Source organism: Brevibacterium sediminis, assembly GCF_024895295.1.
In the GTDB taxonomy this organism is placed as follows: domain Bacteria; phylum Actinomycetota; class Actinomycetes; order Actinomycetales; family Brevibacteriaceae; genus Brevibacterium; species Brevibacterium sediminis.
This window is the reverse complement of the sequence record NZ_JAHQRN010000002.1, coordinates 98,066-124,758: the sequence shown is the minus strand read 5'-3', so window position 1 is coordinate 124,758 and position 26,693 is coordinate 98,066. Positions and strand designations below refer to the sequence as shown.

Annotated in this window: 23 protein-coding genes and 2 tRNA genes; 16 read left to right on the top strand and 9 right to left on the bottom strand. The window is 65.5% G+C overall.

Annotation, left to right across the window (positions count from 1 at the left end):
* Positions 1 to 54: 54 nt before the first annotated feature.
* The 4 genes from KTJ89_RS04925 to KTJ89_RS04910 all read right to left on the bottom strand — a co-directional run bounded on the left by KTJ89_RS04925 (position 55) and on the right by KTJ89_RS04910 (position 3,264).
* Positions 55 to 600, bottom strand: coding sequence for a hypothetical protein (locus KTJ89_RS04925; RefSeq protein ID WP_259356955.1), 546 nt, complete (start codon positions 598 to 600; stop codon positions 55 to 57).
* The gene (locus KTJ89_RS04920; RefSeq protein ID WP_259356954.1) at positions 597 to 1,928 is read right to left on the bottom strand and encodes a signal peptidase I; all 1,332 of its coding nucleotides are present in this window, start codon (positions 1,926 to 1,928) and stop codon (positions 597 to 599) included. Before KTJ89_RS04920 ends, KTJ89_RS04925 begins: the two co-directional genes overlap by 4 nt.
* Positions 1,929 to 1,942: 14 nt before the next feature.
* Positions 1,943 to 2,593, bottom strand: coding sequence for a SipW-dependent-type signal peptide-containing protein (locus KTJ89_RS04915; RefSeq protein ID WP_259356953.1), 651 nt, complete (start codon positions 2,591 to 2,593; stop codon positions 1,943 to 1,945).
* Positions 2,594 to 2,658: 65 nt separating this feature from the next.
* Positions 2,659 to 3,264, bottom strand: coding sequence for a SipW-dependent-type signal peptide-containing protein (locus KTJ89_RS04910; protein WP_139469219.1), 606 nt, complete (start codon positions 3,262 to 3,264; stop codon positions 2,659 to 2,661).
* 288 nt (positions 3,265 to 3,552) lie between these two features.
* Here KTJ89_RS04910 and KTJ89_RS04905 point away from each other — a divergent pair, with 288 nt between their 5' ends.
* The 11 genes from KTJ89_RS04905 (at position 3,553) to KTJ89_RS04850 (ending at position 15,589) form a co-directional block, all read left to right on the top strand.
* On the top strand, positions 3,553 to 4,737 hold the full coding sequence (locus tag KTJ89_RS04905; RefSeq protein ID WP_259356952.1) for a 4-hydroxybenzoate 3-monooxygenase: 1,185 nt from the start codon (positions 3,553 to 3,555) through the stop codon (positions 4,735 to 4,737).
* 63 nt (positions 4,738 to 4,800) lie between these two features.
* On the top strand, positions 4,801 to 5,625 hold the full coding sequence (gene pcaH / locus KTJ89_RS04900) for a protocatechuate 3,4-dioxygenase subunit beta (RefSeq protein ID WP_259356951.1): 825 nt from the start codon (positions 4,801 to 4,803) through the stop codon (positions 5,623 to 5,625).
* Positions 5,618 to 6,202 carry a protocatechuate 3,4-dioxygenase subunit alpha gene (gene pcaG, locus KTJ89_RS04895; RefSeq protein WP_139907066.1) on the top strand — a complete coding sequence of 195 codons (585 nt, stop codon included), beginning with the start codon at positions 5,618 to 5,620 and terminating at the stop codon, positions 6,200 to 6,202. Before pcaH ends, pcaG begins: the two co-directional genes overlap by 8 nt.
* 6 nt (positions 6,203 to 6,208) lie before the next feature.
* On the top strand, positions 6,209 to 7,579 hold the full coding sequence (locus tag KTJ89_RS04890; RefSeq protein ID WP_259356950.1) for a lyase family protein: 1,371 nt from the start codon (positions 6,209 to 6,211) through the stop codon (positions 7,577 to 7,579).
* 44 nt (positions 7,580 to 7,623) lie between these two features.
* Positions 7,624 to 8,928 (top strand): bifunctional 3-oxoadipate enol-lactonase/4-carboxymuconolactone decarboxylase PcaDC, encoded by a 1,305-nt coding sequence (gene pcaDC, locus KTJ89_RS19395; protein WP_445607644.1) that lies wholly within the window; start codon positions 7,624 to 7,626, stop codon positions 8,926 to 8,928.
* Between the two features lie 108 nt (positions 8,929 to 9,036).
* Positions 9,037 to 10,248 (top strand): MFS transporter, encoded by a 1,212-nt coding sequence (locus tag KTJ89_RS04875; RefSeq protein ID WP_101546367.1) that lies wholly within the window; start codon positions 9,037 to 9,039, stop codon positions 10,246 to 10,248.
* A 100-nt stretch (positions 10,249 to 10,348) separates the two neighbouring features.
* Positions 10,349 to 11,083, top strand: coding sequence for a peptidylprolyl isomerase (locus KTJ89_RS04870; protein ID WP_259356949.1), 735 nt, complete (start codon positions 10,349 to 10,351; stop codon positions 11,081 to 11,083).
* A 200-nt stretch (positions 11,084 to 11,283) separates the two neighbouring features.
* The gene (locus KTJ89_RS04865) at positions 11,284 to 12,720 is read left to right on the top strand and encodes an MFS transporter (RefSeq protein WP_374990249.1); all 1,437 of its coding nucleotides are present in this window, start codon (positions 11,284 to 11,286) and stop codon (positions 12,718 to 12,720) included.
* A gap of 271 nt (positions 12,721 to 12,991) precedes the next feature.
* Complete coding sequence (locus KTJ89_RS04860) at positions 12,992 to 13,789, top strand: transporter substrate-binding domain-containing protein (protein ID WP_259356948.1); 798 nt, start codon at positions 12,992 to 12,994, stop codon at positions 13,787 to 13,789.
* A 229-nt stretch (positions 13,790 to 14,018) separates the two neighbouring features.
* Positions 14,019 to 14,813 carry an amino acid ABC transporter permease gene (locus tag KTJ89_RS04855; RefSeq protein ID WP_259357222.1) on the top strand — a complete coding sequence of 265 codons (795 nt, stop codon included), beginning with the start codon at positions 14,019 to 14,021 and terminating at the stop codon, positions 14,811 to 14,813.
* Complete coding sequence (locus KTJ89_RS04850; RefSeq protein WP_310650274.1) at positions 14,810 to 15,589, top strand: amino acid ABC transporter ATP-binding protein; 780 nt, start codon at positions 14,810 to 14,812, stop codon at positions 15,587 to 15,589. Before KTJ89_RS04855 ends, KTJ89_RS04850 begins: the two co-directional genes overlap by 4 nt.
* A gap of 14 nt (positions 15,590 to 15,603) precedes the next feature.
* Here the strand turns inward: KTJ89_RS04850 and KTJ89_RS04845 are convergent, their stop codons facing one another.
* Together KTJ89_RS04845 and KTJ89_RS04840 are read right to left on the bottom strand one after the other, a co-directional pair.
* Positions 15,604 to 16,620, bottom strand: coding sequence for a proline racemase family protein (locus tag KTJ89_RS04845; protein WP_259356947.1), 1,017 nt, complete (start codon positions 16,618 to 16,620; stop codon positions 15,604 to 15,606).
* 12 nt (positions 16,621 to 16,632) lie between these two features.
* Positions 16,633 to 19,455 (bottom strand): aminotransferase class I/II-fold pyridoxal phosphate-dependent enzyme, encoded by a 2,823-nt coding sequence (locus KTJ89_RS04840; RefSeq protein ID WP_259356946.1) that lies wholly within the window; start codon positions 19,453 to 19,455, stop codon positions 16,633 to 16,635.
* Between the two features lie 188 nt (positions 19,456 to 19,643).
* Between KTJ89_RS04840 and KTJ89_RS04835 the strand changes: the two genes are divergently transcribed.
* Positions 19,644 to 21,365: a thiamine pyrophosphate-dependent enzyme gene (locus KTJ89_RS04835; RefSeq protein WP_259356945.1), complete on the top strand. Its 1,722-nt coding sequence runs from the start codon at positions 19,644 to 19,646 to the stop codon at positions 21,363 to 21,365.
* Positions 21,366 to 21,435: 70 nt separating this feature from the next.
* Positions 21,436 to 23,067 carry an amidohydrolase gene (locus KTJ89_RS04830; RefSeq protein ID WP_259356944.1) on the top strand — a complete coding sequence of 544 codons (1,632 nt, stop codon included), beginning with the start codon at positions 21,436 to 21,438 and terminating at the stop codon, positions 23,065 to 23,067.
* A gap of 62 nt (positions 23,068 to 23,129) precedes the next feature.
* On the opposite strand, the gene KTJ89_RS04825 is transcribed toward KTJ89_RS04830, so the two are convergent.
* Positions 23,130 to 24,494 carry an aspartate aminotransferase family protein gene (locus KTJ89_RS04825; protein WP_259356943.1) on the bottom strand — a complete coding sequence of 455 codons (1,365 nt, stop codon included), beginning with the start codon at positions 24,492 to 24,494 and terminating at the stop codon, positions 23,130 to 23,132.
* Between the two features lie 88 nt (positions 24,495 to 24,582).
* Here KTJ89_RS04825 and KTJ89_RS04820 point away from each other — a divergent pair, with 88 nt between their 5' ends.
* Complete coding sequence (locus KTJ89_RS04820) at positions 24,583 to 25,194, top strand: IMPACT family protein (protein WP_259356942.1); 612 nt, start codon at positions 24,583 to 24,585, stop codon at positions 25,192 to 25,194.
* Between the two features lie 35 nt (positions 25,195 to 25,229).
* Here the strand turns inward: KTJ89_RS04820 and ybaK are convergent, their stop codons facing one another.
* Positions 25,230 to 25,730 (bottom strand): Cys-tRNA(Pro) deacylase, encoded by a 501-nt coding sequence (gene ybaK / locus KTJ89_RS04815; RefSeq protein ID WP_101546357.1) that lies wholly within the window; start codon positions 25,728 to 25,730, stop codon positions 25,230 to 25,232.
* 207 nt (positions 25,731 to 25,937) lie between these two features.
* Positions 25,938 to 26,285 carry a metallopeptidase family protein gene (locus tag KTJ89_RS04810; protein ID WP_172175184.1) on the bottom strand — a complete coding sequence of 116 codons (348 nt, stop codon included), beginning with the start codon at positions 26,283 to 26,285 and terminating at the stop codon, positions 25,938 to 25,940.
* A gap of 168 nt (positions 26,286 to 26,453) precedes the next feature.
* On the opposite strand from KTJ89_RS04810, the gene KTJ89_RS04805 reads away from it, so the two are divergent.
* Positions 26,454 to 26,526, top strand: a tRNA-Glu gene (locus KTJ89_RS04805).
* A 37-nt stretch (positions 26,527 to 26,563) separates the two neighbouring features.
* Positions 26,564 to 26,637 (top strand) — tRNA-Asp (locus KTJ89_RS04800).
* Positions 26,638 to 26,693 lie beyond the last annotated feature (56 nt).

Below are 26,693 nucleotides of genomic sequence, written 5' to 3'. Positions count from 1 at the left end.
CCGAGAACGGACACCCGCACATCTGCCAGTACGAAAGATCGTCAGACCTCGGAATCACGTCAGATTGCGACAGTTTCCGCCGATTCCGCCCAGCAACCCGGCGTTACTAGCGACAGAGGCAGATGTCGAAACCCAACCGCTGGCATGTTTGGCCTGAAAGGCTATCTCCAATTCGGATCCGAGTCCGAGCAATCCGCCAAGTAGGTTGGTGGGCACGTCTGTCGTGTACGATCCATCGCTGTTCGAGGTCGTGTTCGATGTCAGATTGAAGCCGGTGATCGGTGCCAAGACGGACCCAAGACCGCTCGTAGATGCAGTGACAATGATGTTGCTGAGTGAGTAACCCGCCGGAGGCTTCCAAAAGACTCGCACACTAGCACCGATACCAAGAATACCCGGACGGAACTGGCAGTTGCCGGTCAACACCGGTGCCGGGACCTTGCCCGCAGTGAACGTCCCCTGGCTTATCTTCTCATCATTCCAACCGGCGAGGGTGCCGTTGACTGCGGCTGGACCGGCGACGAGGGCGAGCAATGCGACTACTGCCAACAGCAGACGAGCTCGTCTCCAAGATTGTCGCGGCGAGTTCCTGCCCGTCATGACATCCTCGCCTTCCTGGTTCGCGACACGATCGCTGAGCCGGTGACAACGAGCAAGAATGCTGCGAGCAGAATCCACTGCCAACCATCGATTCCGGTCCACGGCAGCTCGCCGGAACCGCCGCCATCGGCTTCGCCCTCGACAGTGCCATCAGAATCAGAGCCAGAATCGCCCGGCGCGCCAGGATCACCTGGATCTCCTGGACCTGTCGAAACCTTGTCGCCGAGTCCTTCCGCCAACACGCGCACACCCGCGGTGGCGCCAGCTACCGCGCGAACATCAGCGTCGCCAGCGAGAGTCGCCGTTATCTCGATTCGGCGAGAGTCATAACTGTCCATTTCCAGCAGGTTGAGACCGTCGTCAACAGCTGGCTCCAATTCGCTGAGCAGCATTCCGCGAATCAACATTTTCGAACCACTTGGACACGGGGCCTCCGCTTCAGTCATCGCGCATTCCCGCACATCGATCGACAGCGAATCCGCCAGCGCCTCCGCCCCTGCCCCCGACGCGATTGAGACCGTTATGTCTCCAGGTTCGGGCGCGTCGGCCCAGACGTCAACCGACCATGTGGCCGAGCTTCCGGGACTGAGGTTGCGCATCTTCTCGGCATCACCGAAGTCGCGCATACGCAGGATGTCATCTGCCGCTCCTGACGACGCGGACAGGGAATGATCCGCGTCTACGGACAGAGCATCCTCGGCGAACCATGGCCCAGGAATAACCTGCCCTCCAACGGCCATGGCCAACACCATTGGCAGTGCAATCGCATGCCGCGGTGACCGTGCCCGGGGGCGAGCCACCTCAGCGAGATTGTCTTCGTCATCCTCATCTCGCCGTGGCCAGAATGCCCACACGACGAGGAGGCTCGCCACGATCGTGATGCCGCCGAGCAGGAACGGGTTGCGCCACTGCTGGAGGATCGGAGCAACCCCGGGAACGGAGAACATCACCGTTCGGACCGTCTCGGCGGTGTAGGGGTCAGGGTCTTTCTCGGCGTTCGCGTCACCCTTCATCTCGAAAGTCACGGCACCGGTGGACTCGTCAATGTGCTGGATCTCGGTGATGCGGTGGGTCACCGGTAGGACCTTATCCCCGCGATCGACGGTGACGATGTCGCCGATCTTCATGTCCTTTGCGGGGATCTCACGGACGAGCGAGGCCGATCCGGCCGGGATCGTCGGACTCATCGACCCGGTTTTGAACATGATGATCGACACGTTGAACACGAAGCTGAGGACGACAAGCACGATGCAGACTACGCCGAGGACGGCGAGGATGTTGAGCACGGCTCCTCCGAGCCATGCACCCACGTTCCTCTTGCGTGTCATAGAGCCTGGCATGGTCAATTCCCCGGCGCGGTGGACTCGGCTGTGAACGTCCAGGTGTGGCCCGCCTGCAGACCCTGAGCAGAGCTCGGAGCGTTGCTTGCCAGTGTCACCTCGAAGCAATAGTCCTGGACCGACGCTGAGGCGGCTTTGAGGGTCTGGGTGGAGTCGGCTGTGGTCGTGGAGGTCAGCGGGATTGCAGCAGCAGCGCTGCCGAAGACGAAGGTGCCCGGACCAGGAAAATTGCCCGCGTTACAGGCGACACCCGAAGTCGATCGGGCCACGGCTCGGTATGTGAGCGCAGAGGCGAAGCTATTCGGATTGGAGATACCGCGTGCTGAGACCGTGAGCTTGCCGTCGATCGACGTATTCGACGTGGTGCGCACTGACACCGGCGCGTAGACCTTCTGCCCCGGGTACATGTTGCCCGCATTGAAGGTCATCTCATTCGTGCCGTTCCATTCGCCGCCGGCCCGGAGCTCGATATTGAACCGCCCGGCCTCGAAAGAGCCGGAGGCCTCCTCCGAATCCGTCCACGCGGCCACCGTGGCTGTCGCGCCCACGCCGAAGACGAGGCCGCCGGCGAGAATCGCTTTGATGCGGCGGCCTCGCAGCTGCCGTCGCTGACGCAGCTGCCGTCGACTGACCGGGCCGGCGTCCTCAGACACCCGCCGGGACGAGAAGAATCTATGCAGCGTCGGCAGAAGCGACCTCATCGATCAGCTCAGCGTCGTCATTCGGCCGAGGTGGCGGTGAACTGCCACTGAGCGGTTGTGTTCTGCCCCTGCTCCAGCGAGTCACCGGCAGTGACCTGGAAGCACAGCGTGACCGGGTCGCCGGTCGCAGTGTCTGCGCCCGCGGTGAGATTGAATTCCGCAGCGCCCGTAGTCGAGTCCAGCGCCGTCCCCTCGGGCACAATCGAAGTGCCCTCTGCGGTGGCCGAGCAGTCACCCGCCGAGGCGACCTGAACGATCGCGTAGGTCAGCGCCGCAGCGTTGTCCCCGCCTCCTGCCGCCGACTCGAGAGAGACAGTCGCGTCGTAGCTCGTCGGTCCGTCGAGGCGCAGCACGAAAGGCGCCGCCACGGTATCGCCGGGCGACATATTGTCCCCACCGTCGAGGTCGAAAGTCAGCGCCGCGGCACCGTCACTGCTCTCATGGTCAGCGAATGTCGTTCCGTCGGTGCTGCCCTGGACGTTGAATGAACCTGCGCCGAAGACGCCTTCGGCCCATTCGTCGTCGGTCCAGGCCGCCAGCGTCACGGCAGCGCCGACGCCGAGGACGATGCCGCCGGCGAGGATGGCTTTGAATTTGCGCGAACGCGTGGTCTTTGTGGTCACTGGGGACTCCTCATTGTCGGGCGCTCCAGCGCCTTGTCACGATGAAATATTGTGGGGAATGACTTCATGATGACTTATGAATTACTTTCGTAGAACTTTTTTCCATCACTTCTGTAATCTGTTATCGAAAAGTGACTTTGGGAAGTAATGCCCAAAAGCGCCACACCGATAATCCCGTTGGCCCCCTCCGCCCACCCCAACCCCCTCCTCCCATTCATTGAGAACGTCATCGCCTCGCGTCCGTGACTGGGCGCACACTGTTGGGAAGAGACAGGCAAGGAGGCCAAGGTGGCACAACTTCAGACAGACGTCGCAATCGTCGGGGCCGGACCCGCGGGGCTCATGCTCGCGCACCTGCTGCACAATGCAGGCATCGAATCCGTCGTCATCGACAACCGCAGCCGCGACGACATCGCCCACACCCACCGCGCCGGCATCCTCGAAGCAGGATCCGTGCGCATGCTCGAGGCCGCAGGCGTCGAATCGCGCGTCCACACGGACGGGCACCGACACGACGGAATCGACATTCGAGTCAACGGCTCTTCGAACCACTTCGACTTCCCCGAACTCGTCGGCGAATCCGTCTGGCTCTACCCCCAGAACGAGATCTTCGTCGACCTCTCGGCCGCCCGCGAACGGACCGGCCGCCCCACCTATTACTCGGTCACGGACACCCGCCTCGGCGATATCGAGACCGAACGTCCCTGGGCCACCGCCACCACTGAGGACGGCGACGAACTGCGCATCGACGCCCGCTACGTCGTCGGCGCCGACGGCTCTCGCGGACCATGCCGCTCGATGATCCCCGACGGCACCCGGCAGCGCTTCTTCCACGAGTACCCGTTCGCCTGGTTCGGCATCCTCTGCGAAGCCCCGCCCAGCCACGAAGTCCTCATCTACTCCCGCTCCGAACGCGGCTTCGCACTCATCTCCCAGCGCTCCGACAACGTCCAGCGCATGTATTTCCAGGCCTCCCCCGACACCGACGTCGCCGACTGGTCCGACGATCGGATCTGGACCGAACTCCAGGCCCGCGTCGACGGCCCCGACGGGTTCGAACTCAAGACCGGGCCGATCTTCGACAAGACCGTGCTCCCCTTCCGCTCGGCCGTGACCGAGCCGATGCAGCACGGCTCGATGTTCCTCGCCGGCGACAGCGCCCACACCGTCCCACCGACCGGTGCGAAAGGCCTCAACCTCGCCTTCGCCGACGTCGCCGTGCTCGCCCCCGCTCTCATTTCGGCACTCAAGGACTCCGACGCCGAGGCGCTGGCCGGCTACTCGCAGACCGCGACCAAACGCGTCTGGAAGGCCCAGAACTTCTCCTACCAGATGACACGGATGCTCCACACCGACCCGACTCAGGATGCCTTCGAAACGAAGCGCAGCCTCGGCGAACTCCGGTCCATCCTCGAATCCGACCACGGTCGCCGCTACCTGGCCGAGTGCTACACCGGCTGGCCGCACGGCTGACCCGCACCCCCCACCGACCCCACCACGATGTCAACCGACGAAGAGACGAAGAGAGGTTCGACGATGAGTCAGCACCAGTCCTCGGAGAACGAAGATCAAACCGTGAAAGGCCCCGACGACGCAGCCGAATCGCAGGCGACTCTGTCCGCCGAGATCGACGGCATCGAAGCGCAGTACAAGCAGGATGTCGCCGGCGGCAAGAAGCCCGAGACCCAGCCGCGGCTGGATTACCGGCCCTACCGGTCATCGATCCTGCGTCACCCGACGAAGGACCCCCGCCACACCGACCCCGAGACGATCGAGCTCTTCTCCCCCGCCTTCGGACACCGGGACATCGGCACCCTCGAATCCGACCTGACGATCCAGGCCGACGGCGACCCCATCGGCGAGCGCATCCGCGTCACCGGTCGGGTCCTCGACGGGGAAGGCCGCCCCGTGCGCAACCAGCTGGTCGAGATCTGGCAGGCGAACTCGGCCGGACGCTATATCCACAAGCGCGACCAGCACCCGGCCCCGATCGACCCGAACTTCACCGGCGTCGGCCGCACCCTGACCGGCGACGACGGCTCCTACTCGTTCACGACGATCAAACCGGGTCCGTACCCGTGGAAGAACCACCACAACGCCTGGCGACCGGCCCACATCCACTTCTCGCTCTTCGGATCCGAGTTCACACAGCGGATGATCACCCAGATGTACTTCCCCGGGGATCCGCTCTTCGCCCTCGACCCGATCTACCAGTCGATCACCGACCAGAAGGCGCGCGACCGCCTCGTGGCGACCTATGACCACAACATCACCGAACACGAATTCCTCATGGGCTACAACTGGGACATCGTGCTCACCGGCGCCAACCGGACCTGGATGGAAGAAGAGGACGATGACTGACACCCCCACGACCCCTGATCTCACGCCGACCCCGGGCCAGACCGTCGGCCCGTTCTACGGCTACGCGCTGCCCTTCGAGCACGATAATGAGCTCGTCCCGCCAGGCTCGGCTCGCGCCGTGCAGCTGACGGGAACCGTCTTCGACGGGGCCGGTGCCCCGGTCCCCGATGCCATTCTTGAGATCTGGCAGCCCGATGAGCACGGCGCTGTCCCCCGCGAGACGGGATCGCTGCGCCGCAACGGCTTCACCTTCACCGGCTTCGGCCGCGCCGCCGTCGACCCGGAAGGCGAGTTCAGCTTCTCCACGGTCGATCCCGGCCCCACCGAAGCGGGCAAGGCACCCTTCATCAGCGTCGTCATCTTCGCCCGAGGGCTGCTCAACCGGCTGTTCACCCGCATCTACCTGCCAGAGGACACCGCGGCACTGGCCGCCGACCCGCTCCTGTCCTCGCTCGACGAAGACGAGCGCACCCGCCTCATCGCCACTCGAGGGGCTGACGGATCGCTGCACTTCGACATACGGTTGCAGGGTGAGGAGGAAACTCCCTTCCTCCGATTCCCCAGCCACGAGGACTGAAGCGACATGACCGACACCGCCCACACCCGGTTTCTCTTCGCCCCCGGCGATCTGCGCGGATCCGAAGCCATCGACGACGCCGCGTTCATCACCGCGATCGGCCAAGTCGAGACCGCATGGATCGTCGCACAGGCACGGGTGGGGCTGGTGTCGTCGGAGATCCGCGCCGAGGTGGCCGCCGCCATCGATGCCACGATCCGCACGCTCACGGACGATCACACCGAGCTCGAGTCCTTGGGCGAGGCCGCCGAATCCGGCGGCAACCCACTCATCCCGTTTCTCGCCCGCGTCCGCTCCCGACTCTCCCCCGAGGCCTCACGATGCCTGCACCGGGGACTGACCAGCCAAGACGTCATCGATACGGCCATCGGCCTGCTCGTCTCCCGCGTCGTGCGGCAGATGCAGGCGCGCCTCGAAGTCATCGGCACCTCCCTCGTCGAACTCTCCGACGCTCACGCGAAGACCCTGTGCTTGGCCCGCACCCTCACCCAGCCGGCCCTGCCGACGACCTTCGGCCTCAAGGCCGCCGCCTGGGCCGCCGAGGTCAATGAAGTCCAAGGTCAGGCGCCCTACGTCGACTATGTGCAGGTCGGCGGGGCCGCCGGCACCCGCGCCGCGATCCGCTGGTTCGCCGGCGACTCCACCGAATCCCTGCTCCGCGAATTCCACGTGCAGATGGTCGGTCCCGACGCGGCACTCACCCAGATCCCCGTCCCTTGGCACACCGATCGCGTTCGCATCCTGTCTTGGGGCTCCCACCTCGCCCAATGCGTCACCGTCGGGGCCTCCATCGCCCGCGATGTCCTCATCGGCGTGCGCCCCGAGATCGGTGAGCTGTCCCTGGCCTCCACCGGCGGATCCTCGACGATGCCGCACAAGTCGAATCCCACCTCGGCGGTGCTGCTCCACCGCAACGGAATGCGCGTCCCCGGATCACTGTCCACCCTGACCACGGCCGCCGCCGAAGCCATCGAAGAACGCTCCGACGGTGCCTGGCATGCCGAGTGGCCGGCCTTGTCCGAGCTCATGACCCTGGCGATCTCCTCGCTCATCATCCTCGACGAGATGATCGCGGGCCTGCAGGTCAACGCCGAGGCCATGCGCGCGAACCTCGACGCCGCCTCTCCCGGGATCTATGGGGAGAAGCTCGGCATCGTCTTCGGCGACCGGATCGACAAAGACACCCGCGCAGCCATCATCGCCCCCGGCTCCGACCCTGTCGCAGCACTGCGCGCCGAGATCGGCGACGAGGATGGAATCAAGGAATTCTTCACCCCCGAGTCCTACCTCGGTGAGGCCGAGGACATTCGCCGCACCATCCTGGCGACCATCGACAGCTCCGGGCCGCAGGAGATCGACCTGCCGTCCTTCGACTGAGACCTGCAGCCCGACTTGAGAACCGACCGAAGAAAGTGACACCCATGGACCTCACCGCATCCGTTCTTTCCGCACCAGCTTCCCCCGCTGCCGATGCCCGAGTGCTCGTCGTCCTGCCTTCGCTGGGTACCTCCGTGGCAGCCCTATGGCAGCAGGCCGCCACCGAATTGACCGCACTCAGTCCGGAGACGACGGTCATCGGCATCGACCTGCCCGGTCACGGCCGTTCGGCACCGATCGATGTCCCCGCGGGGACGTCCATGACTCCGCGGGTGACGATGTCCGACCTCGCCGAGGCGGTCCTGGGCACCCTCGATCGGGTCCTTCCCGATGTGGCCGCCCCCGGCGCTCCCGTCGACCTCGCCGGCGATTCGATCGGCGGAGCAACGGCCCTGCAGCTGGCGCTCGATCACGGCGACCGCTTCGGCCGCATCGCGGTGTTCTGCACGGGCGCGAAGATCGGTGAGGCCTCGGCCTGGGAGGAACGCGCCCAGACGGTGGCGACCTCGGGCACCCCGACTCAGGTCATCGGTTCGGCACAGCGCTGGTTCGGGGAAGGGTTCATGGACCGGGAACCGGAGGCCTCGGCTGCGCTTCTTCATTCGCTGCAGGACGCCGACCGCTTCTCCTATGCTTCCCTCTGTTATGCACTGGCCGACTTCGATGTCCGCGCGCGACTGCCCGAGATCACGCGTCCCCTGCTCGCAGTCGCGGGTTCACAGGATCAGCCGACTCCGGCGACGAAGCTCGCCGAGATCGCAAACGGAGTTCCCGGGGCGCTGCTCGAGGTCATCGACGGCGCCGCTCATCTCGTGCCAGCCGAGGCTCCGGTCGTGACCGCGGGTCTGCTCGCTGACTTTCTGCAGGGCAAGGGACTCGGCGCAGGGGCCGGCGGAGCCGCTTCCCCGGAAGCCGGTCCCGAGCTGCCGACAGCCTCGGGGCCGCGGGAGGCCAGCCGCGACGACGTGCGCGAGGCGGGAATGGCCGTGCGACGGCAGGTGCTCTCCGATGCCCATGTCGACCGCGCAAATGCGAAGGTCGACGACTTCACGAGCGACTTCCAGGACCTCATCACCCGCTACGCCTGGGGAGAGATCTGGACCCGTCCGGGACTCGAGCGGCGGATGCGTTCGGCGATCACGCTCACGGCGATGATCGCAGGTGGCCACGAGGCGGAGCTGGCGATGCACGTCAAGGCTGCGCTGCGCAACGGGCTCACCCGCGATGAGATCAAGGAGGTCCTCCTCCAGTCGGCCATCTACTGCTCCGTGCCGAGCGCCAACACCGCCTTCTCCGTCGCCTCGCAGGCTCTGGCCGAATACGACGCCGAGGAAGCGAACGTCGACTGAGGCTGTTCGAATCGTCACATTGGGCGCCCGAGGGGTTCCGAGGAACCGCTGCGGGCAATAGGCTGGTGCGGTTGCCTCCCCGATCCCGCGTTTCCTTGAAGGAGCCCCATGAGTGATGCCCCGGTCTCCCGCGGAGTCTACAAGTTCGCTGTCTTCGCCTTGGCGATCGGCGCCTTCGCCATCGGGGTGACCGAATTCGCGACTATGGGCCTGTTGCCGATGATCGCCGAGGAGCTGGGCATCACGGTCCCCCAGGCCGGGCATGCGGTGTCGTTCTATGCGATCGGCGTCGTCGTCGGCGCACCACTGATCACGACCATCGCCGCGCATATGGATCGCAAGCTGCTGCTCCTGTGCATGATGGGTCTCTTCGCTCTGGGCAATCTCGCCTCGATGCTCGCCCCGACAGCCGGGCTGTTCAACATCGCGCGCTTCGTCTCCGGACTGCCGCACGGAGCCTACCTGGGCATCGGAGCCGTCGTCGCCGCCTCCCTCGTCCCGGCCAACCGCCGCGGCCGAGCCATGTCACGAGTGATGCTCGGCCTGACGATCGCGAACATCTTCGGCGTTCCCTTCGCTGCGGCACTCGGCAATATGTTCGGATGGCGCAGCGCCTACGCCCTCGTCGCCGCGCTCGGCGTGCTCACCGTCATCATGGTCGCCGTCGGCGTACCGCGCGTGAAGCTCGGCGCAGTGCCCTCGGCCCGCGGGGAGATCAAAGCGCTCGGACGTGTGCAGATCATCCTCACCCTCGTTGCCGGTTCCGTCGGCTTCGGCGGAATGTTCGCCGTCTACACCTACATCACCCCGACGATGACCGACGTCGCCGGCGTCCCCAGCGTCGCGATCCCGTGGGTGCTCGCCGTCTACGGCCTGGGCATGACCGCCGGATCGCTGATTGCAGGACCCCTGGTCGACAAGTCCATCGAACGCTCGGCCACCGGCGGCATGATCCTCTCGGCCCTCGTGCTCGCCGCATTCGGCGCCTTCACCCACATAGCGGCGATCGCGATCATCGCCCTCTTCCTCATCGGCATCTCCGGGTCGATGATCACCACGGCCCTGCAGATGCGTCTGTTCCGCGAATCCCATGACGCCCCGAGCCTGTCCGCGGCCATGAACCACGCCGCCTTCAACCTCGCCAACGCCCTGGGCGCGTGGCTCGGCGGAATCGTCATCACCGCCGGCCTCGGCTACCGTGCACCGGCGTGGGTGGGTGTGGGTCTGTGCGTGTCCGGGCTCATCGTCATCTCCGTTGCGATCTTCCTTCGCCGAGGCGGCTCACCCGACCCGAGCACCCGCACCTCCGTCGAGACCTGAGTTCCGCCGAGAAACGGGCTGCGTGTCGAGAAACGGGTGTGCACGCCCGTGTCTCGACGCTCAGCCCGTTTCTCGGTGAAAGTGCCGATACGATGAACGCATGGATCACCCTGCGCCCAGTCGCTCTCATGCCCTGACCCGTCGCCCGAAACCAGCTCTGCTGCTGACCCTCGCTGCTTTCGCCGTCCTCGCCCTTCTGCTGCTGAGCGGATGCGGATCGTCTGATTCCGAAGGGGACTCCGGCGAGTCCTCCGGGAGCTCGGATTCCTCGGCCGCTGCGGGAACCTGCTCCTACCCTGCTGACTCGCAGCCGGGCGCGAAGGAAGTCGACGTTCCTGAGGAGAAGCCGCAGGCAAAAGGCAGCGTCGACGCCACCGTGGCGACGAGCGCCGGGGACCTCGCGGTGACTCTTGATGCCGACCGCGCCCCGTGCACCGTCAACAGCTTCCTGTCTCTGGCCGCGCAGAAGTACTTCGACGACACCGAATGCCACCGTCTGACCACCGAGGGCATCTTCGTCCTCCAGTGCGGCGATCCCACGGGCACCGGGTCGGGCGGCCCAGGCTACTCGTTCGCCGATGAGCTCGACGGCTCCGAGACCTACCCGGCCGGCACTCTGGCCATGGCGAACTCCGGTCCGGATACGAACGGCTCCCAGTTCTTCGTCGTCTACGACGACAGCTCGCTGCCGCCCGACTACACCGTGTTCGGACAGTTGGATGAGAAGAGCACGAAGACCGTCGCGGATCTCGCTGCCAAGGGCACGGACTCCGGTGCCGGCGACGGCGCACCCAAGGAGAAGGTGACGATCACCGAGGTCACCACCGCGGACTGACCGCCCGTCCGAGTTGTCCAGAACACTTCGACCACCTAGTAATCTCATTCGGTGAGACTCGGAAATCACGTTTTGTGAGACGAGCGTAATGTCGGTTCGTCGCCGTCGACGCTGTGCCAGACACAGCGCCGACGGCCTTTTCCATTGGCACGGACCACCCGCCCGTGCCTGCACTCACGAAACAGCGGAGCACCACCACCATGTCCACCGAAGCACAGCCGGAGAATCCCTCTTCGGCACCCGGAGTCGACGACGACGCAATCGCAGCGACTCGGAAGAACAACACCCGCGGCAAGGTCCTGACCGCCTCGATGGTCGGCACCACGATCGAATTCTTCGATTTCTACGCCTACGCCACGGCCTCCTCGTTGGTCTTCCCGGCCCTCTTCTTCCCCAATCAGACATCGACGACTCAGCTGCTGAGCTCGTTCGCGATCTTCGGCGTCGCCTTCGTCGCCCGCCCCCTCGGCTCGATCATCTTCGGCCACTTCGGTGACCGCATCGGCCGGAAGAAGACGCTCATCGCCTCCCTGCTCATCATGGGCATCGGCACCTTCCTCATCGGCCTGCTGCCGACCGCCAGCACGCCGGGCTGGGTCGTCCTCGCCCCGCTGTTCCTCGTTCTTCTGCGCTTCTGCCAGGGCGTCGGCCTCGGCGGCGAATGGTCGGGCGCGGCACTGCTGGCCACCGAGAATGCCCCGAAGGGCAAGCGCGCCATCTGGGGCACTTTCCCACAGCTCGGCGCGCCCGTCGGCTTCATCATCGCGAACCTGCTCTTCGTCGCCCTCGGCACCTGGACCTCCCCCGAGGCGTTCCTCGCCTGGGGCTGGCGCATTCCGTTCCTGCTCTCGGCGCTGCTCGTCGCCGTCGGCCTCTATGTCCGCATGTCACTCATGGAGACCCCGGCGTTCCAGCTCGTCGCTCAGAAGCAGCAGATCTCGAAGGCCCCGCTCGGGCGGGTCTTCGCCACGAGCTGGAAGCCGCTCATCCTGGGCACGTTCATCATGCTCGCGACCTACGTGATCTTCTACTTCATGACCGCGTTCACCCTCACCTACGGCACCTCACCGGCAACCCCGGAGCAGGCCCAGACCGCCGCCGAGGCGGCAGGAAAGTCCTTCGACCCCGCAGGCTTCGTCGCGGGGCTGGGGTACACGAAGAACGAATTCCTCACCTACCTCATCATCGGAGTCGTCTTCTTCGGCATCTTCACCGTCGTCTCCGGCCCCCTGGCCGAGAAGCTGGGCCGCCGGAAGATGCTGCTGGGTGTGACCGTGCTCATCGCTGCCTACGGACTCGTCGTCAACGCGCTGTTCAACGCCGGCACCCCGGGAGTCATCGTCGGGCTCATCGTCGGCTTCATCCTCATGGGACTGACCTTCGGCCCGATGGCCGCGTACTTGCCGGAGCTCTTCCCCGCCAACGTCCGCTACACCGGATCGGCGATCTCGTACAACATGTCCAGCGTCATCGGGGCCGGACCCGCACCGTTCGCGATGGTCGCCCTGTGGCAGGCCGAAGGAGGGTCGATCTTCTACTGCGGCCTCTACATCATCGCCGCCGCGATCCTCACGCTCATTGCATTGTGGCTGGCCAAGGACACCTCTGACCTCGACATGGAGGATCAGCTGAGCTGAGCCTCCGTCCGAACCTGGTCACTCATCCGAGGCCCGATCGCCGTTTTCGGCGGTCGGGCCTCGGCTCTGTGACCACAACTCACCGGCATCGCAGGTCAGCCAACCGCGAAGGCGGCAAGACTACGATTTCGTCACAACCGCCTCGGCGATCATCAAAGCGTCATAGGTGTGACCCAGTTCACGGTAGGATTCCTCTCAGACATTGCCCAGACACGGATGTCCGGGCAATCCGTTTGCGTGACGAGACCGTCACCGATCCCCTGGAGGAACCATGAAACGACGCTCGAGCCTGGCCATTGTGGCAGCCGGCGCCATGCTCGCCCTGTCCGCCTGCGGCGGCGGAGGCGATTCCGAACCTGCAGCGACCGCCGAAGGCGGAGTCCCCCTGGTCAAGGAAGGCAAACTGACCACCTGCACCCATCTGTCCTACCAGCCGTTCCAGTTCGAGAAGGACGGCGAGGTCGTCGGCTTCGACGTCGACATCGTCGATGCCGTGGCGAAGAAGCTCGGTGTCGAACAGGAGATCATCAACACCTCGTTCGAGACGATCACCTCGGGCGCGGAGTTCAACCAGAACAAGTGCGATGTTGCGGCAGCGGCGACGACAATCCAACCGAAGCGTGAAGAAGCAGCCGATTTCTCCGAACCGTACTTCGATGCAAACCAGGCGATCCTGACAAAGGCCGACAAGACCGCGAAGGACGAGAAGGCGCTTAAGGGCTTCAAGATCGCAGCTCAGGCCGGAACCACGGGCCTCGACTACGCGACCGAGCACTTCAAGGACTCCGAGGTCATCACCTATGAGGATCTGCCGCTCTCACTTGAAGCGCTCAAGACCGGTCAGGTCGACGCCGTGATCAATGACAACGGTGTGCTCTACAACTACAACACCGAAAACAAGGGCTTCGCGATCGGCTTCGATATCAAGACCGACGAGCACTACGGCATCTCGATGAAGAAGGGCAACACCGAGATGAAGAAGGCCGTGGACGACACCCTCGCCGAGATCAAGGACAACGGCGAGTACGACAAGATCTACAAGAAGTGGTTCGGAGAAGCACCGAAGTGATCACCCGCGAATGGGCGGCCCGCTGCGATCTGTCGTTGTGACGGGCCGCCCGTTCGGCTGAGTTCGACCGACCTGCCTGAGCCCCATCCGACCCTCACGGCACGCACTCCCGGCGGACACCCCCGCCACAGTTTTTCGAAGGACAACCATGTCAGTTCCCACAGCGAACGAGGACGGCCGCCAGACCGGCCCCGCCGTCCCGGCCGCCACCGCCACTCCGAAAGCGAAGATGAGCAAACGCCAGAAGGCGAAGCTCTCCCGCGGCATCCAATACGCCATCCTCGTCGTCATCGCCATCATCGTCGCGCTGGTCGCCGACTGGCCGACGCTCATCGACACATTCGGACGCTTCGACATCGCCGCCGGCATGTTCCCCGACGTCATCACGGGCGCGCTGAAGAACACTGTCGTCTTCACAATCCTCGGCTTCGCCCTCGGCCTGGCGATCGCCCTAGTCGTCGCCCTCATGCGCCTGTCCTCGGTCGGCGTCTATCGCTGGCTGGCGACGATCTACATCGAGTTCTTCCGCGGACTGCCGGCTCTCGTCGTCTTCCTCGTCATGGGATTCGGACTGCCGGTGGCCTTCCCCGGCTTCATCCTCCCGCAACTAGTCATCATCATGATCGCCCTCGGACTCGTGTCTTCTGCTTATATGGCCGAGACGATCCGCGCCGGCATCCAGGCCGTACCCAAGGGCCAGATCGAAGCCGCCCGGTCGCTGGGCATGTCCTCGTCACGTGCGATGTTCACGATCGTCCTGCCGCAGGCGATGCGCATCATCCTGCCGCCCCTGACGAACGAGCTTATCCTGCTGACAAAGGATTCCTCGCTGGCCTACATCCTCGGCTCCTCGGTCGACGGCCGTGAGCTCGCGGCACTCGGCCGCGCCGAGATCGTCAACACCGCGAACCTCACCCCCTTCATCGTCATCGCGCTGTGCTACCTCATCATCACGATTCCGCTGTCGTATCTGTCGCGGGTGCTTGAGCGCAAATACGGTTCCGCCGATTCAGGAGTGAAATGATGACCACCACCTCGCATGCGTCAACAAAGACGCCGATCATCGCGATCCGCAACCTCCAGAAGAGCTTCGGCACGAACCAGGTCCTCACCGACATCAACCTCGACGTCGACAAGGGAGAGGTCGTCTGCGTCATCGGCCCCTCGGGCTCGGGCAAGTCGACGATGCTCCGATGCATCAACACACTCGAGACTCCCACCGGAGGGTCGATCGTCGTCGATGGCATGGACATGACCGACCTCGATCTCGACATCGATGCCGCCCGCACCCGCATCGGCATGGTCTTCCAGTCTTTCAACCTCTTCGCCCACCTCACCGTGCGTGAGAACCTCACGATCGCGCAGACGAAGGTCCTCAGGCGATCGAAGGCCGAGGCCAACAAGGTCGCCGAGGCGAACCTCGCGAAGGTCGGGCTGTCCGAGAAGATGGAGGCCAAGCCCGGTTCGCTCTCCGGCGGTCAGCAGCAGCGCGTGGCGATCGCCCGGGCACTGAGCATGGACCCCGACGTCATGCTCTTCGACGAGCCGACTTCGGCGCTGGATCCGGAGACCGTCGGCGACGTCCTCCAGGTCATGCGCAACCTCGCCGAGGCGGGAATGACGATGGTCGTCGTCACCCACGAGATGGAGTTCGCCCGGCAGGTCGCTGACCGCGTGGTCTTCATGGACGGCGGAGTCGTCGTGGAGGCTGGACCGGCCAAGGACGTCATCGGCAACCCGCAGGAGCAGCGGACGAAGGACTTCCTCTCCCGCGTCCTCCACCCCGGCCAGTTAGGGTAGCCGCCGGTCCTACTTCAGAGCGTGAAGCCGGCGGGGAACGGGTCGCTAGGGTCGAGCATGAACTGCGAGGTCGCGGTCAGCCAGGCGCTGCCGGTGATCGTCGGCACCACAGCCACATGTTCGCCGACTCTCGTCTCCTCGACGAGGCGTCCGGTGAACGAGGTGCCGATGAAGCACTGATTGACGAAATCCGTGTTCAGGCCCAACTGCCCACGGGCATGCCGGACGGCCATGAGCGCGCTCGTCCCGGTACCACCGGGCGACCGATCGAGCCAGCCGGGATAATTGATGAGCACATGGCGGGCATCCGGCACTTCTCCATTGGGCCCGGGCTCCGTCGGCGGCGTCAGGAACACGACGTGCTCGGAGCCGCGGAATCCGGTCACCGGATGCACGGGGTCGAGCTGTTCGTTGACCGCAGCCATGATCTCGCGACCAGCGGAGATGAAGTCCTCAGCCCGGTCGCGCTCGAACGGGATGTCGACGTCGGCGGCGGAGACGAAGGCGTAGAAGTTCCCGCCGAAGCCGATGTCGCAGGCGATCGTCCCTCGCCCGGGCACCTCGACGGTCTGGTCGAGTGCGTGCGCATACGAGGGAACGTTGACGATGGTCACCGACTCGGCGCGACCGTCCCGGACGACCACCTCGGCGGTGATGAGCCCGATCGGAGCGTCGAGGCGCACGGTCGTGACGGGTTCGACGACGGGCACCATGCCTGTCTCGACGAGCACGGTCGCCACAGCGATCGTGCCGGCCCCGCACATCGGCAGCACGCCGGTGACCTCGATGAAGAGCACTCCCCAGTCCGCGTCGGCACGGGTCGGCGGCTGCAGGATCGCTCCCGAGAGCCACCCGTGGCCGCGGGGTTCGCACATGAGGAAGGTCCGCAGATCGTCGGAGTTCTCGATGAACCACTCCCGGCGTTCGGCCATGGACTCACCGGGGAGTGGCCCCACTCCCCCGGTGACGACGCGGACGGGCAGCCCCTCGGTGTGGGCTTCGACGGTCTGGATGAGACGGTTGGTCTGCACGGTCGATCTCGCTCAGCTCTCCAGGACCTCTTTGAGGATGACGCGGTAGCCCTGGCGGGAGTCGTAGCCGTGGATCTCTCGGGTGTCGAGCGCGGACATGAAGTCGAGTACCTCGGCGGTGATGACCTGTCCGGGCACGAGCACCGGGAACCCGGGCGGGTACGGGGTGACAAATCCGGCTGAGACCGGCTGTTCCCCGTTCTCGACGCGGCGTCGCAGCTCATGCGGCAGCACGTGCTCGATGTTCTGCCGGCGCAGACCCGCATAGTAGGCGGTGCGCAGGTCGCCGTCGGGCAGCTGCTTCGACGGGTCGTCGGCGGGCGCCTCGGCCGCGTAGTCGGGGGCGAAGGCCGAGAAGTCCGGCAGCGGGGGCATCACCGCGGCGGGTTCGGTCAGCGCATCCTGTTCCTGGAGTTCGTGCGGGTCGGTGAACTTCCCCGCCAGTTTGACCAGCACCTCGATGAGGTAGGCGACGGCCGAGCGTGAGGTGCCGATGTTCGTCATGAACAGCACCGTGTTCCGGCTCGTCTTATTCACCTGGATGCCGTAGCGGTCCATGAGGTGTTCGTGCTTGAACGTGTCCCCGTCGACTCCCGTGCCCGAGATCTCGACGGTGATGCGGCTGGGATCGACGACGAATTCGTCGCGGACCCAGGCGTCCCACATCGTCGACAGTCCATCGCGCAGCGGCATCGTCCGTTCGGTGACCCGGTACTCCTCGGGGATGAGATCGGCGGCTGTGAGCACCTTGAACGTCTTCTTCAGCAGCGGGTGACGCGCGATCGCCGAGGACAGGCTCATCGCCAGGTCGAGCTGCTTCTGCACGAGCGCGAAGCCCTCCATCTCCACCTGCCTGCGGCCGAGGTCGAGGGAGGCGAGGATCTGGTAGTTCGGCGACGTCGAGGTGTGGGTCATGTACGCCTCGTGGAAGGCCTCCTCGGCGCCGGTAGAGAACTCCTGATCGTAGACGTGGATCATCGATCCCTGGCGCAGCGCGGTCAGCGTCTTATGCGTCGACTGGGTCGCGTACACGCGGATCGTCGCATCCGGCGGGGGCAGCAGGTCCTCCTCCAGCCACACCGAATCGGGGGCGGGGGCACCGGTCTCGGGATCGAACAGGCGCTTCTGCTGCTCCCGGTACGCCGCGGCGTGGGCGTTGGTGGCGAGGTTCTCCTCGAGGGTCTCCGCGGCGACCATGGCGGTGCGCTTGCGGGTGACCGGGTGGAACCGGGCGAAGGCGAACCACGCTTCGTCCCAGAGGAAGACGAGGTCGGGTTTGATCGCCAGGCATTCTGACATGACCTTGTAGGGGTCGTAGACGATTCCGTCGAAGGTGCAGTTGGTCAGGGTGATCATCCGCACCTCGTCGAGGCGGCCGGCGGCCCGGTAGTCGAGCAGCAGCTGCTTGATCCTGTTCAGCGGCACCGCCCCGTAGAAGGCGACGTCGTTGAGCGGGTACGCCTCGAGGTAGGCGGTGCGGGCTCCGGTGAGCATGAGCGCATGGTGGTGGGACTTGTGGCAGTTGCGGTCGACCATGACGACCTCGTCAGGTGACACCACCGCCTGGTGGACGATCTTGTTCGCCGTCGACGTGCCGTTCGTGACGAAGTACGTGCGCTTGGCACCGTAGGCGCGGGCAGCCAGCGACTGCGCCTTCTTCAGCGTGTGCACCGGTGCCAGCAGGGAATCGAGCTCACCGGAGGTGGCACTGGATTCGGCCAGCAGCAGGTTGAGCCCGTAGAAGTCGACGAAGTCGCCGATCCACTTCGACCCGACGACGGAGCCGCCGCGGGAGACGGGCAGCGCATGGAAGACACCGGCCGGACGGCGGGCGTGCTCACGGATCGCGTCGAAGAACGGTGTGTCGTAGAGGTGCTGGATGCGGCGCAGCAGGGACAGGTGGAGTTCGAACTGGTCCTCGCGGCGGAAGACGCGACGGAACCGGTGGGTCAGGGCACCGGCGAGGCTTTCGATATGGGCGCCTGCCATGAGGTAGAGGTCAAGTTCGGGGCGCAGATTCGCCAGGGTGTCGGCCAGCCGCAGCACCCGGCGCACCGAATTGAGCGGACTCATCGGCGCCGTCGGCGATTCCTTCGTCGAGGTGTGCGCGAACTCGATGGAATCGCGCAGGTCACGACTGAGCACCTCGCGGGTGTTGTCGGTGAAACCGGGGCGGATGACGCAGGCGAGCAGGTTCGGGTTCGTCAGGGCCGCCGCCACCGCATCGTCGGCGGTGGGCACGATGACGTAGTCGTAGATGAACTGGTCGGAGGCGTTGCGGAGTTTGAGCAGGTCGGTGTGCAGCTCATCGCGGCCGCCCTCGGTGGTCTCGTCGACGATGAGGACCTCGAAGCGAGGACGGGTGTCCTGGCGGTCCTTGAGCTCGGCGCGCTCATCCTCGGTGAGGTCGTCTTCACCGGTGTCGGGCACGGTGGTGCCCCGGAGCCGATTGACCGCACGTGTGATCATGTCGTGCGCGCGGTCGAATTCGCCGTTCGAGAGCAGGTCGGTGATCTCCTCGACATAGCGCTGACCGAAACCTGCCCAATAGAGCTCGATCGTCTTCAACGAACGCAGCGAGCGCCACACCTCGCCGTCTTCGGCGATCATCGAGAAGTCCCCGCCGCTGACGGCCAGGCGTTTGATCGCGAACTTCAGGTACTCCCACGCGTCCGAACGCAGCCGCCACGTGCTCGCCGGCATTCCCGGATCCCGTTCGAGCTGCGCCCGGCGCGGCGTCGAGGGGGCTCCGACGCGACCGTGCCTGCGGCCGCCGCCAAGGTCGGTGGGCTCAAACTCCTGCGCCGCTGCCTGGTCGGAGTCGATTCCGGTCATGCGAGAGCCTCCTGGCTGTCAGTCTCAGTCCCCACCCCGGTCCGGTGTGGAATTCCTGCTCACGGGCTCAGTCGGCGGACCGTACTGATTCCGTTGTTGCACGATCATACGACCTCACAGTTTCGAATGGGCAGGGTGGTGGGCAGTTGAGACAACCACAGGAGGAGAAATGATGATAAGCATGGGGTATGGACACCTCCGCGTCTCTTTCTGCAGGTCATCTCATCGTCGAGGAACTCGAAGCACACGGAGTCACTCGCACTTATCTGGTTCCCGGCGAGTCGTATCTCGACGTCATCGACGGACTCCGCGATTCGGCTATCACCCCGATCGTCTGCCGCCAAGAGGGCGGGGCCGCATACATGGCCGTCGCCGAGGGGCGGATGACCGGAGTGCCTGGAATCGCCATGGTCACGCGTGGTCCCGGTGCGGCGAACGTCAAGGTCGGCGTCCACACCGCGTACCAGGATGCGACCCCGCTCGTCGTCTTCGTCGGCCTCATCCCCACCGATCATCGCGGCCGCGAATCCTTCCAGGAGTTCGATCTGGACGGCTGGTTCTCCTCGACCGCGAAGAAGGTGCTCACCCTCGATGATCCCGATAAGGCCGCCGAGGTGGTCGTCGACGCCATGCACACCGCCGTGACCGGGCGGCCCGGTCCCGTCATCGTCGGTCTGCCCGAAGAGGTCCTCGTCCGCTCGAGTTCGGGAACGGTGCTGCCCCCTCGCGTGCACGGATCGGCCTCACCGTATGCCGGGGACGTCACGGAGCTGCGTGCCCGCATCACCGCTGCCGACCGTCCCGTGCTCATCATCGGCGGCGAGGACTGGTCCCCGTCGACCTCGCGGCGCATCGCCCAATGGTCACGCGACCGCGGGCTCGGGGTGCTCGGCACCTTCCGCGCCTATGACGGCATCGACCACGACAGTCCGAACTTCCTCGGCATCTTGGGCTACGGTGCGTCCCCCGTGGCGAAGAGGGTCCTCGCCGAGGCGGACCTGCACATCTTCTTGGGCTGTGTCCGCACCGATGTGGCCACCGATGGGTTCAGCAACGGCGTCGACCAGCGCACTGTCGTCATCGGCCCCGACGCCGATGCGCACGGCCACTTCGGTCGCCTCGACCAGCACATCGTCACCTCGGTCGGCCGGTTCGCCCAGTCCCTGTTCACCGAGGAGGGATCCCGCACGTATTCGGTGTCCTCCGATGGGTCGATCGACGAACCGCCGCTCGGCGATGCCCTGTCCGAGGCGGCCGGGGACGCCGTGCCGCTGCCGGCTTGGGTCGCAGAGGCCCGGGCCGAACTCGAGGCGTGGCGGAAACCGCAGGTGGCAGGCTCGGGGTCGGCCGCCTCGGCGGGGTTCGTCGACATGGACGAAGCATTCGTCCATGTGCAGGACCTGCTGCCGGACGACGCGATCATCACCTACGGGGCGGGGAACTTCTCCGGATGGGCGACCAGGTTCCTGCCCACGCACGGGTTCCCCTCGGCGCTGGGCCCGCGCAACGGATCGATGGGATTCGGTCTGCCTGCTGCGGTCGCCGCCGCCCTCGTCCATCCGAAACGGGCGGTGTTCTGCATCGCCGGCGACGGGGATTTCCTCATGAACGGGCAGGAGATGGCCACGGCCGTCCAGTACGGCGCGGACATCACCGTCGTGCTCAACGACAATTCGGTCTACGGCACGATCCGCGGTCATCAGGACCGCGAATATCCGGGCCGGGCCACGGCCACCGCACTGCAGAATCCGGACTTCGCAGCCATGGCCACGGCGTTCGGCGGTCTCGGCATCCGCGTCGAGCGGACCGAAGACTTCCGCGACGCGTTCGAGCGGGCGCTGGCACACAAGGGGCTCTCGCTCGTCCACTGCATCACGGATCCGGCCGTGCGCGGGGCGCGCCTGCCGTGAAAGATCTGTTGTGAACTGCCTGCCGTGAACGGCGGCGCGGCAGTCGTGCGAATCTGACTAAGGTGGCGGTATGAGAATCGACGCGATCTTCACCGACCTCGACGCATTCACCCTTGATCCGACGCGCCCGCGGGCGCAGAGGATCGGGGTGTGGGGCAACCGGATCGTCGGCTTCGACGAGGAGCTCGACGGCATCGATGCCGATCGTGTCGAGTCCCTGGGCGGGGCGACTGTGCTGCCGGGCTTCAACGACGTCCACTGCCACACGACCTGGTTCGGTCTCACCCTGGCCTCGGTCGATGTCACGGCGCTGCCCGGCGGTCTGCCCGATGTGTATGCCGCACTCGAGAAGGCCGCGGCGACGACTCCGTCCGGGGAATGGATCGAAGCCACGGGGTATGCCCACCGTGACTACGACGGGCAGTACCCGGACCTGAACCGTCTTGACGAGATCACCGGGGACCGCCCCCTGTTCATGCGGCAGACGTCCGGTCATGCCGCGATCGCCAACACCGAGGCGATGCGTCGGGCGGGGATTCTGGACCCCGGCTTCGAGGAGCCGGTCGGCGGCAAGGTCGTGCGTGACGCGGCCGGACATCCGACGGGGCTGATCGAAGAGACCGCGCAGACTCTGGTGCAGGATCTCATCCGCCCGTATTCGCTCGACACCGTCGTCGACGCCCTCGATCTGGCGACGGCGTACTACGCGAAGGAAGGCATCACGTCCTTCGGCGAATGCGGTATCGCCTACGGCTGGATCGGCCACTCCCCCATTGAGATCAGCGGCTATCTGCGGGCTCGGGAGGAGGGGAAGCTGCGGGCGCGAGCGCAGCTCATGCCCCAGGCCGACGGGCTGCACCCGATCGCGGCGAACTCCGCCGACGGGTTCGGCATCGGTCTGGATGCGGGACTGCGGACCGGCCTCGGCGATGATCTCATCTCGATCGGGCCCGTGAAGTTCTTCATGGACGGTGCCCTGTCCGGCGAGACCGCGGCGCTGCGGGAGAACTACGCGGGCAAGGACCACCCCGGCTATCTGCAGGACGACGCCGAGGTGCTGCGTCAGCAGATCCTCGACACCTATGCCTCCGGCTGGTCGTTGGCCGTGCACGCCATCGGTGATGCCGCCGTCGATGCTGCGATCGCCAACATCGTCGAGGCGCAGAAGCGCTATGGCCGCCGGGCGGTGCCGAACCGGATCGAGCATGCCGCATTGGTCCATGACGAGCACCTGGTGACGCTGGCCGAGCACGGTATCGTCGTCACCCCGCAGGCGGCGTTCGCCGACGGCATCGGGGACGGCATGAACGCTTCGCTCGGGCCGGACCGCCGGCACCTGATCTACCGGGCGAAGTCATTCGTCGATGCGGGTGTGCCGATGGCCGGCAGCTCGGACCGGCCGTGCGCCGACGGGAATGTGCTGCGCGGGATCGAAGCCTATGTCACCCGGAAGACCCGCGACGGGGACGTCATGGGTTCGGCGGCCGAATGTTTGAGCGTCGATGAGGCGATCGCGGCCTACACGGTCGAGGCGGCGAAGGCCTCGGGCCAGGGCGCGGACAAGGGAACGCTGAGCCGAGGCAAGCTCGCCGACTTCGTCGCCCTGGAAACCCACCCGCGGGACGTGGCCCCCGACGAGATCGCAGCAATCCCGGTCCGCGCGACAATCCTCGGCGGCAACTACACCCACCAAACCCCCTAACTACTACCTGACGGCGGCCCAGCAACCTCGCGCGAGGTTGCTGGGCCGCCGTCAGGTAGTAATTAGTGGGGGAAGTCTAAGTCGGTGAGGACCTTCTCGAAGACTCCGAGGCCGCGTTCGAGGTCCTCTTCGCTGATGTTGATCGGCGGGACCACGTGCAGCCGGTGGTAGTTGTTGAACGGGATGACGCCGTGCTCCTTCAGCGCCGCCACCACCGAGGCGACCTCAGGTGATCCTCCGCCGTAAGGGGCCAGCGGTTCCTTGGACTCCTTGTCCCGGACGAGTTCGATCGCCCAGAACGCTCCGGTGCCGCGGACCTCGCCGACATGCTTCGAATTCTCAGCGATCTGCCGCAGACGGGGCCCGATGATCGTCTCCCCGATATGAGCGGCGTGTTCGATCATGCCCTCCTCGGCCATCGCGTTGATCGTCGCGACCGCCGCCGCGCACGCCAGCGGATGCCCGGAGTAGGTCAGCCCGCCGGGGTAGACGCGTTCGGCGAAGGTCTCGAAGATCGCCTCGCTGATGACGACTCCGCCCAGAGGCACGTACCCGGAGTTCACGCCCTTGGCGAAGGTGATGAGATCGGGGACGATGTCGAAGTGCTCGAAGGCGAACCACTTGCCCGACCGTCCGAACCCGGCCATCACCTCGTCGGCGATGAGCACGATCCCGTGCTCGTCGCACAGCGCCCGCACACCCTGCATGTACTCCGGACTGGGCACCATGATGCCGGCGGTGCCGGGAATGGATTCGAGGATGATCGCGGCGATCGTCGCCGGTCCTTCCAATTCGATGGTCCGACGCAGGTGCTGCAGCGCTCGTTCGGTCTCTTCGGCCTCAGTGGTGGCGTGGAACTCCGAACGGTAGAGGAAGGGTCCGAAGAAGTGAACGACGCCCGATTCTCCGGTCTCGTTCTCCCACCGGCGCGGGTCACCGGTGACGTTGACGGCAGTCTGGGTTCCACCGTGGTAGGACCGGTAGCGGGAGAGCACCTTCGTCCGGCCGGTGTGCAGACGTGCCATGCGGATGGCGTGCTCGTTCGCATCCGCGCCGCCGTTGGTGAAGAACACGTGATCGAGCCCGGCCGGGGTCCGGTCGGTGATGAGGCGAGCCGCTTCGGAGCGGGCGGCGTTGACGGTGGCCGGGCTGATCGTGCACAGCACATCGGCTTGGTCCTTGATCGCCTGCACGACGGCCGGATGCTGGTGCCCGATATTCGTGTTCACCAGCTGCGAGGAGAAGTCGAGGAATTCCCGACCCTCACCGTCGATGACTGTCGACCCGTGGGCGCGGGCGACGGTCGGCGGGTCGATGAGTCGCTGTGCCGACCACGAGTGGAAGACGTGCGCGCGGTCGAGTTCACGGGCTCGGGCGGATTCGTCCTTGAGCGCTGCGAGGTCGGCGTCGTCGAGATGGTGCACCATTGTCACCCTTTCACTGAAGTACTGGGGATGAGCGCGGAATCCGCGCCCGTGGGCTCATCGTAGAACACATTCGACTACAGTGACGAGCATGTCTTACCGGACCATCGTCAGCCCCGTCGAGGCCGAGATCGAGATCAAGAGATCCCGTTTCCTCGCCCGGCTCTCCCCCGCCGCGGATGAGGCCGAGGCCAGGTCCGTCATCGCCGAGGCGCGCGCCGAGCATCCGAAGGCCCGCCACCATTGTTCGGCGTTCGTCCTCGACACCGATTCGCGCACTCAGCGCTTCAGCGATGACGGGGAACCGGCCGGCACTGCGGGCGCTCCGATCCTCGATGTGGTCACCGGTCATGATCTGACCTTCGTCGTCGCCGTCGTCACCCGGTATTTCGGGGGCACCCTGTTGGGCGCGGGCGGGCTCGTCCGCGCTTACGGTCAGGCCACCTCGGCGGCCGTGGATGAGGCTCGGATTGTCACCCGTCGTGAGCGCGTCCCGGTGTCAGCAGCCGTCGACTATGCCCAGGCCAACGCCCTGGAGCGGGCGGCCGGGAACCGGGGGTGGACGACGCGGGCCGACTACGGCGGTGAGGTCGGACTCGATGTCCTGGTTCCCCTCGCCGAGGTGGCCGATGCCGTGGCGATGTACGCCGACCTCACCGCCGGTCGGGCAGAGCCCGAGGTCGGTGAGGTCGAATGGGTGTGAGGCCGGGGATCGACGTTCTGATCAGCGAGAGCTGATCAGTCGAGCGCGGCGATCTTCGCGACCTGGGCGTTCGTGAGCATGACGAGATCCTCGGGGCGGATCTCGATCTCGAGACCGCGACGGCCGGCCGAGACGAACACCGTCGAATGGTCGAGAGCTGTGCGGTCGACGACGACCGGCACGGCATGGCGCTGTCCGAACGGAGAGACTCCGCCGACGGGGTAGCCGGTACGACGTTCGGTTTCGGCTACGCCGGACAGCTGGGCCTTCTTCGCTCCGCGCGCGGAGGCCAGCGCCTTGAGGTCGAGCTGACCGGAGACGGGGACGAGCGCGGTCACGGGCTGCCCGTCGACCTGGATCATCAGAGTCTTGAACACCTGGTCGGAGCTGACGCCGAGTTTGTCGGCGGCCTCCGAACCGTAACGGCGGGTGGCGGGGTCGTGGTCGAAGCTGCGCAGGCTGTAGTCGATGCCTGCCAGATTGAGTACTCGCACGGCCGGGGTCGCCGCGCTGGAAGTCTTGGATGCAACTGTCATAAGGGGGTAGTGCCTCCTGCCCGCAGGTCAGCGGGGCCAGGAGGCGCAGCTTTCACGGCTCCGTGTCCCCGCATCGATACGGACGGAATGTTGTATCGGTGCTGATAGGTACCCGCCCACAATAGGCGAAGTAGGCTTGCGGACGCCAATTCCCGTGACGTCAAGTGACTCGTCGGTAAGCCCCTCAACCCCTTCGGCCGGAGACGCTCACCCCCATCCGAGTTCGTGGAGCCGATCGTCATCGAGCCCATAGAAATGGGCGATCTCATGAACGATGGTGACGACGATCTCCTCGCGCAGGTGATCCCGATCCTCGGCGAAGTCGATGAGGTTGTCACGGTAGATGAAGATATTGTCGGGCATCTCGAACCCGGCGACTCCCCGCTCCCCGATCGGTGTGCCCTCATAGAGGCCGAGCAGGTGTCGATCACCGTTCTCCGGCCGATCCTCGACGAACAGGGCGACATTGTCCAGCTGTTCGGTCACCCCGGCGGGCAGCAGATCCAGGGCTTCGCCGAGGATCGCGTCGAACTCCTCATCACTCAGGGCCTCCATGCCTCCCACTCTAGCGACTCCGATCCCCTCGCCGAGGCGGCCCTGCGGAACGTCGAAAAGCACCGCTTCCGTCGTGTGACCGAGGACACTCCTTTTCGTTTTGCATTCCTCGAATCGGGTGGGATAAGCTTAACGTCGTTGCCCACGGGGAATCCGAGGACAACCTGGGCCCCCATCGTCTAGAGGCCTAGGACACCGCCCTTTCACGGCGGCGACACGGGTTCGAATCCCGTTGGGGGTACGGTGTAAGATCGTAAGGTCTTCCATCACAACAGCAAGGCCCTGTGGCGCAGTTGGTTAGCGCGCCGCCCTGTCACGGCGGAGGTCGCGGGTTCGAGTCCCGTCAGGGTCGCGGAGCATAAGGCTCTTCTTCGGAAGAGCCTTTGTTTCTCTCGACATACTTATTGA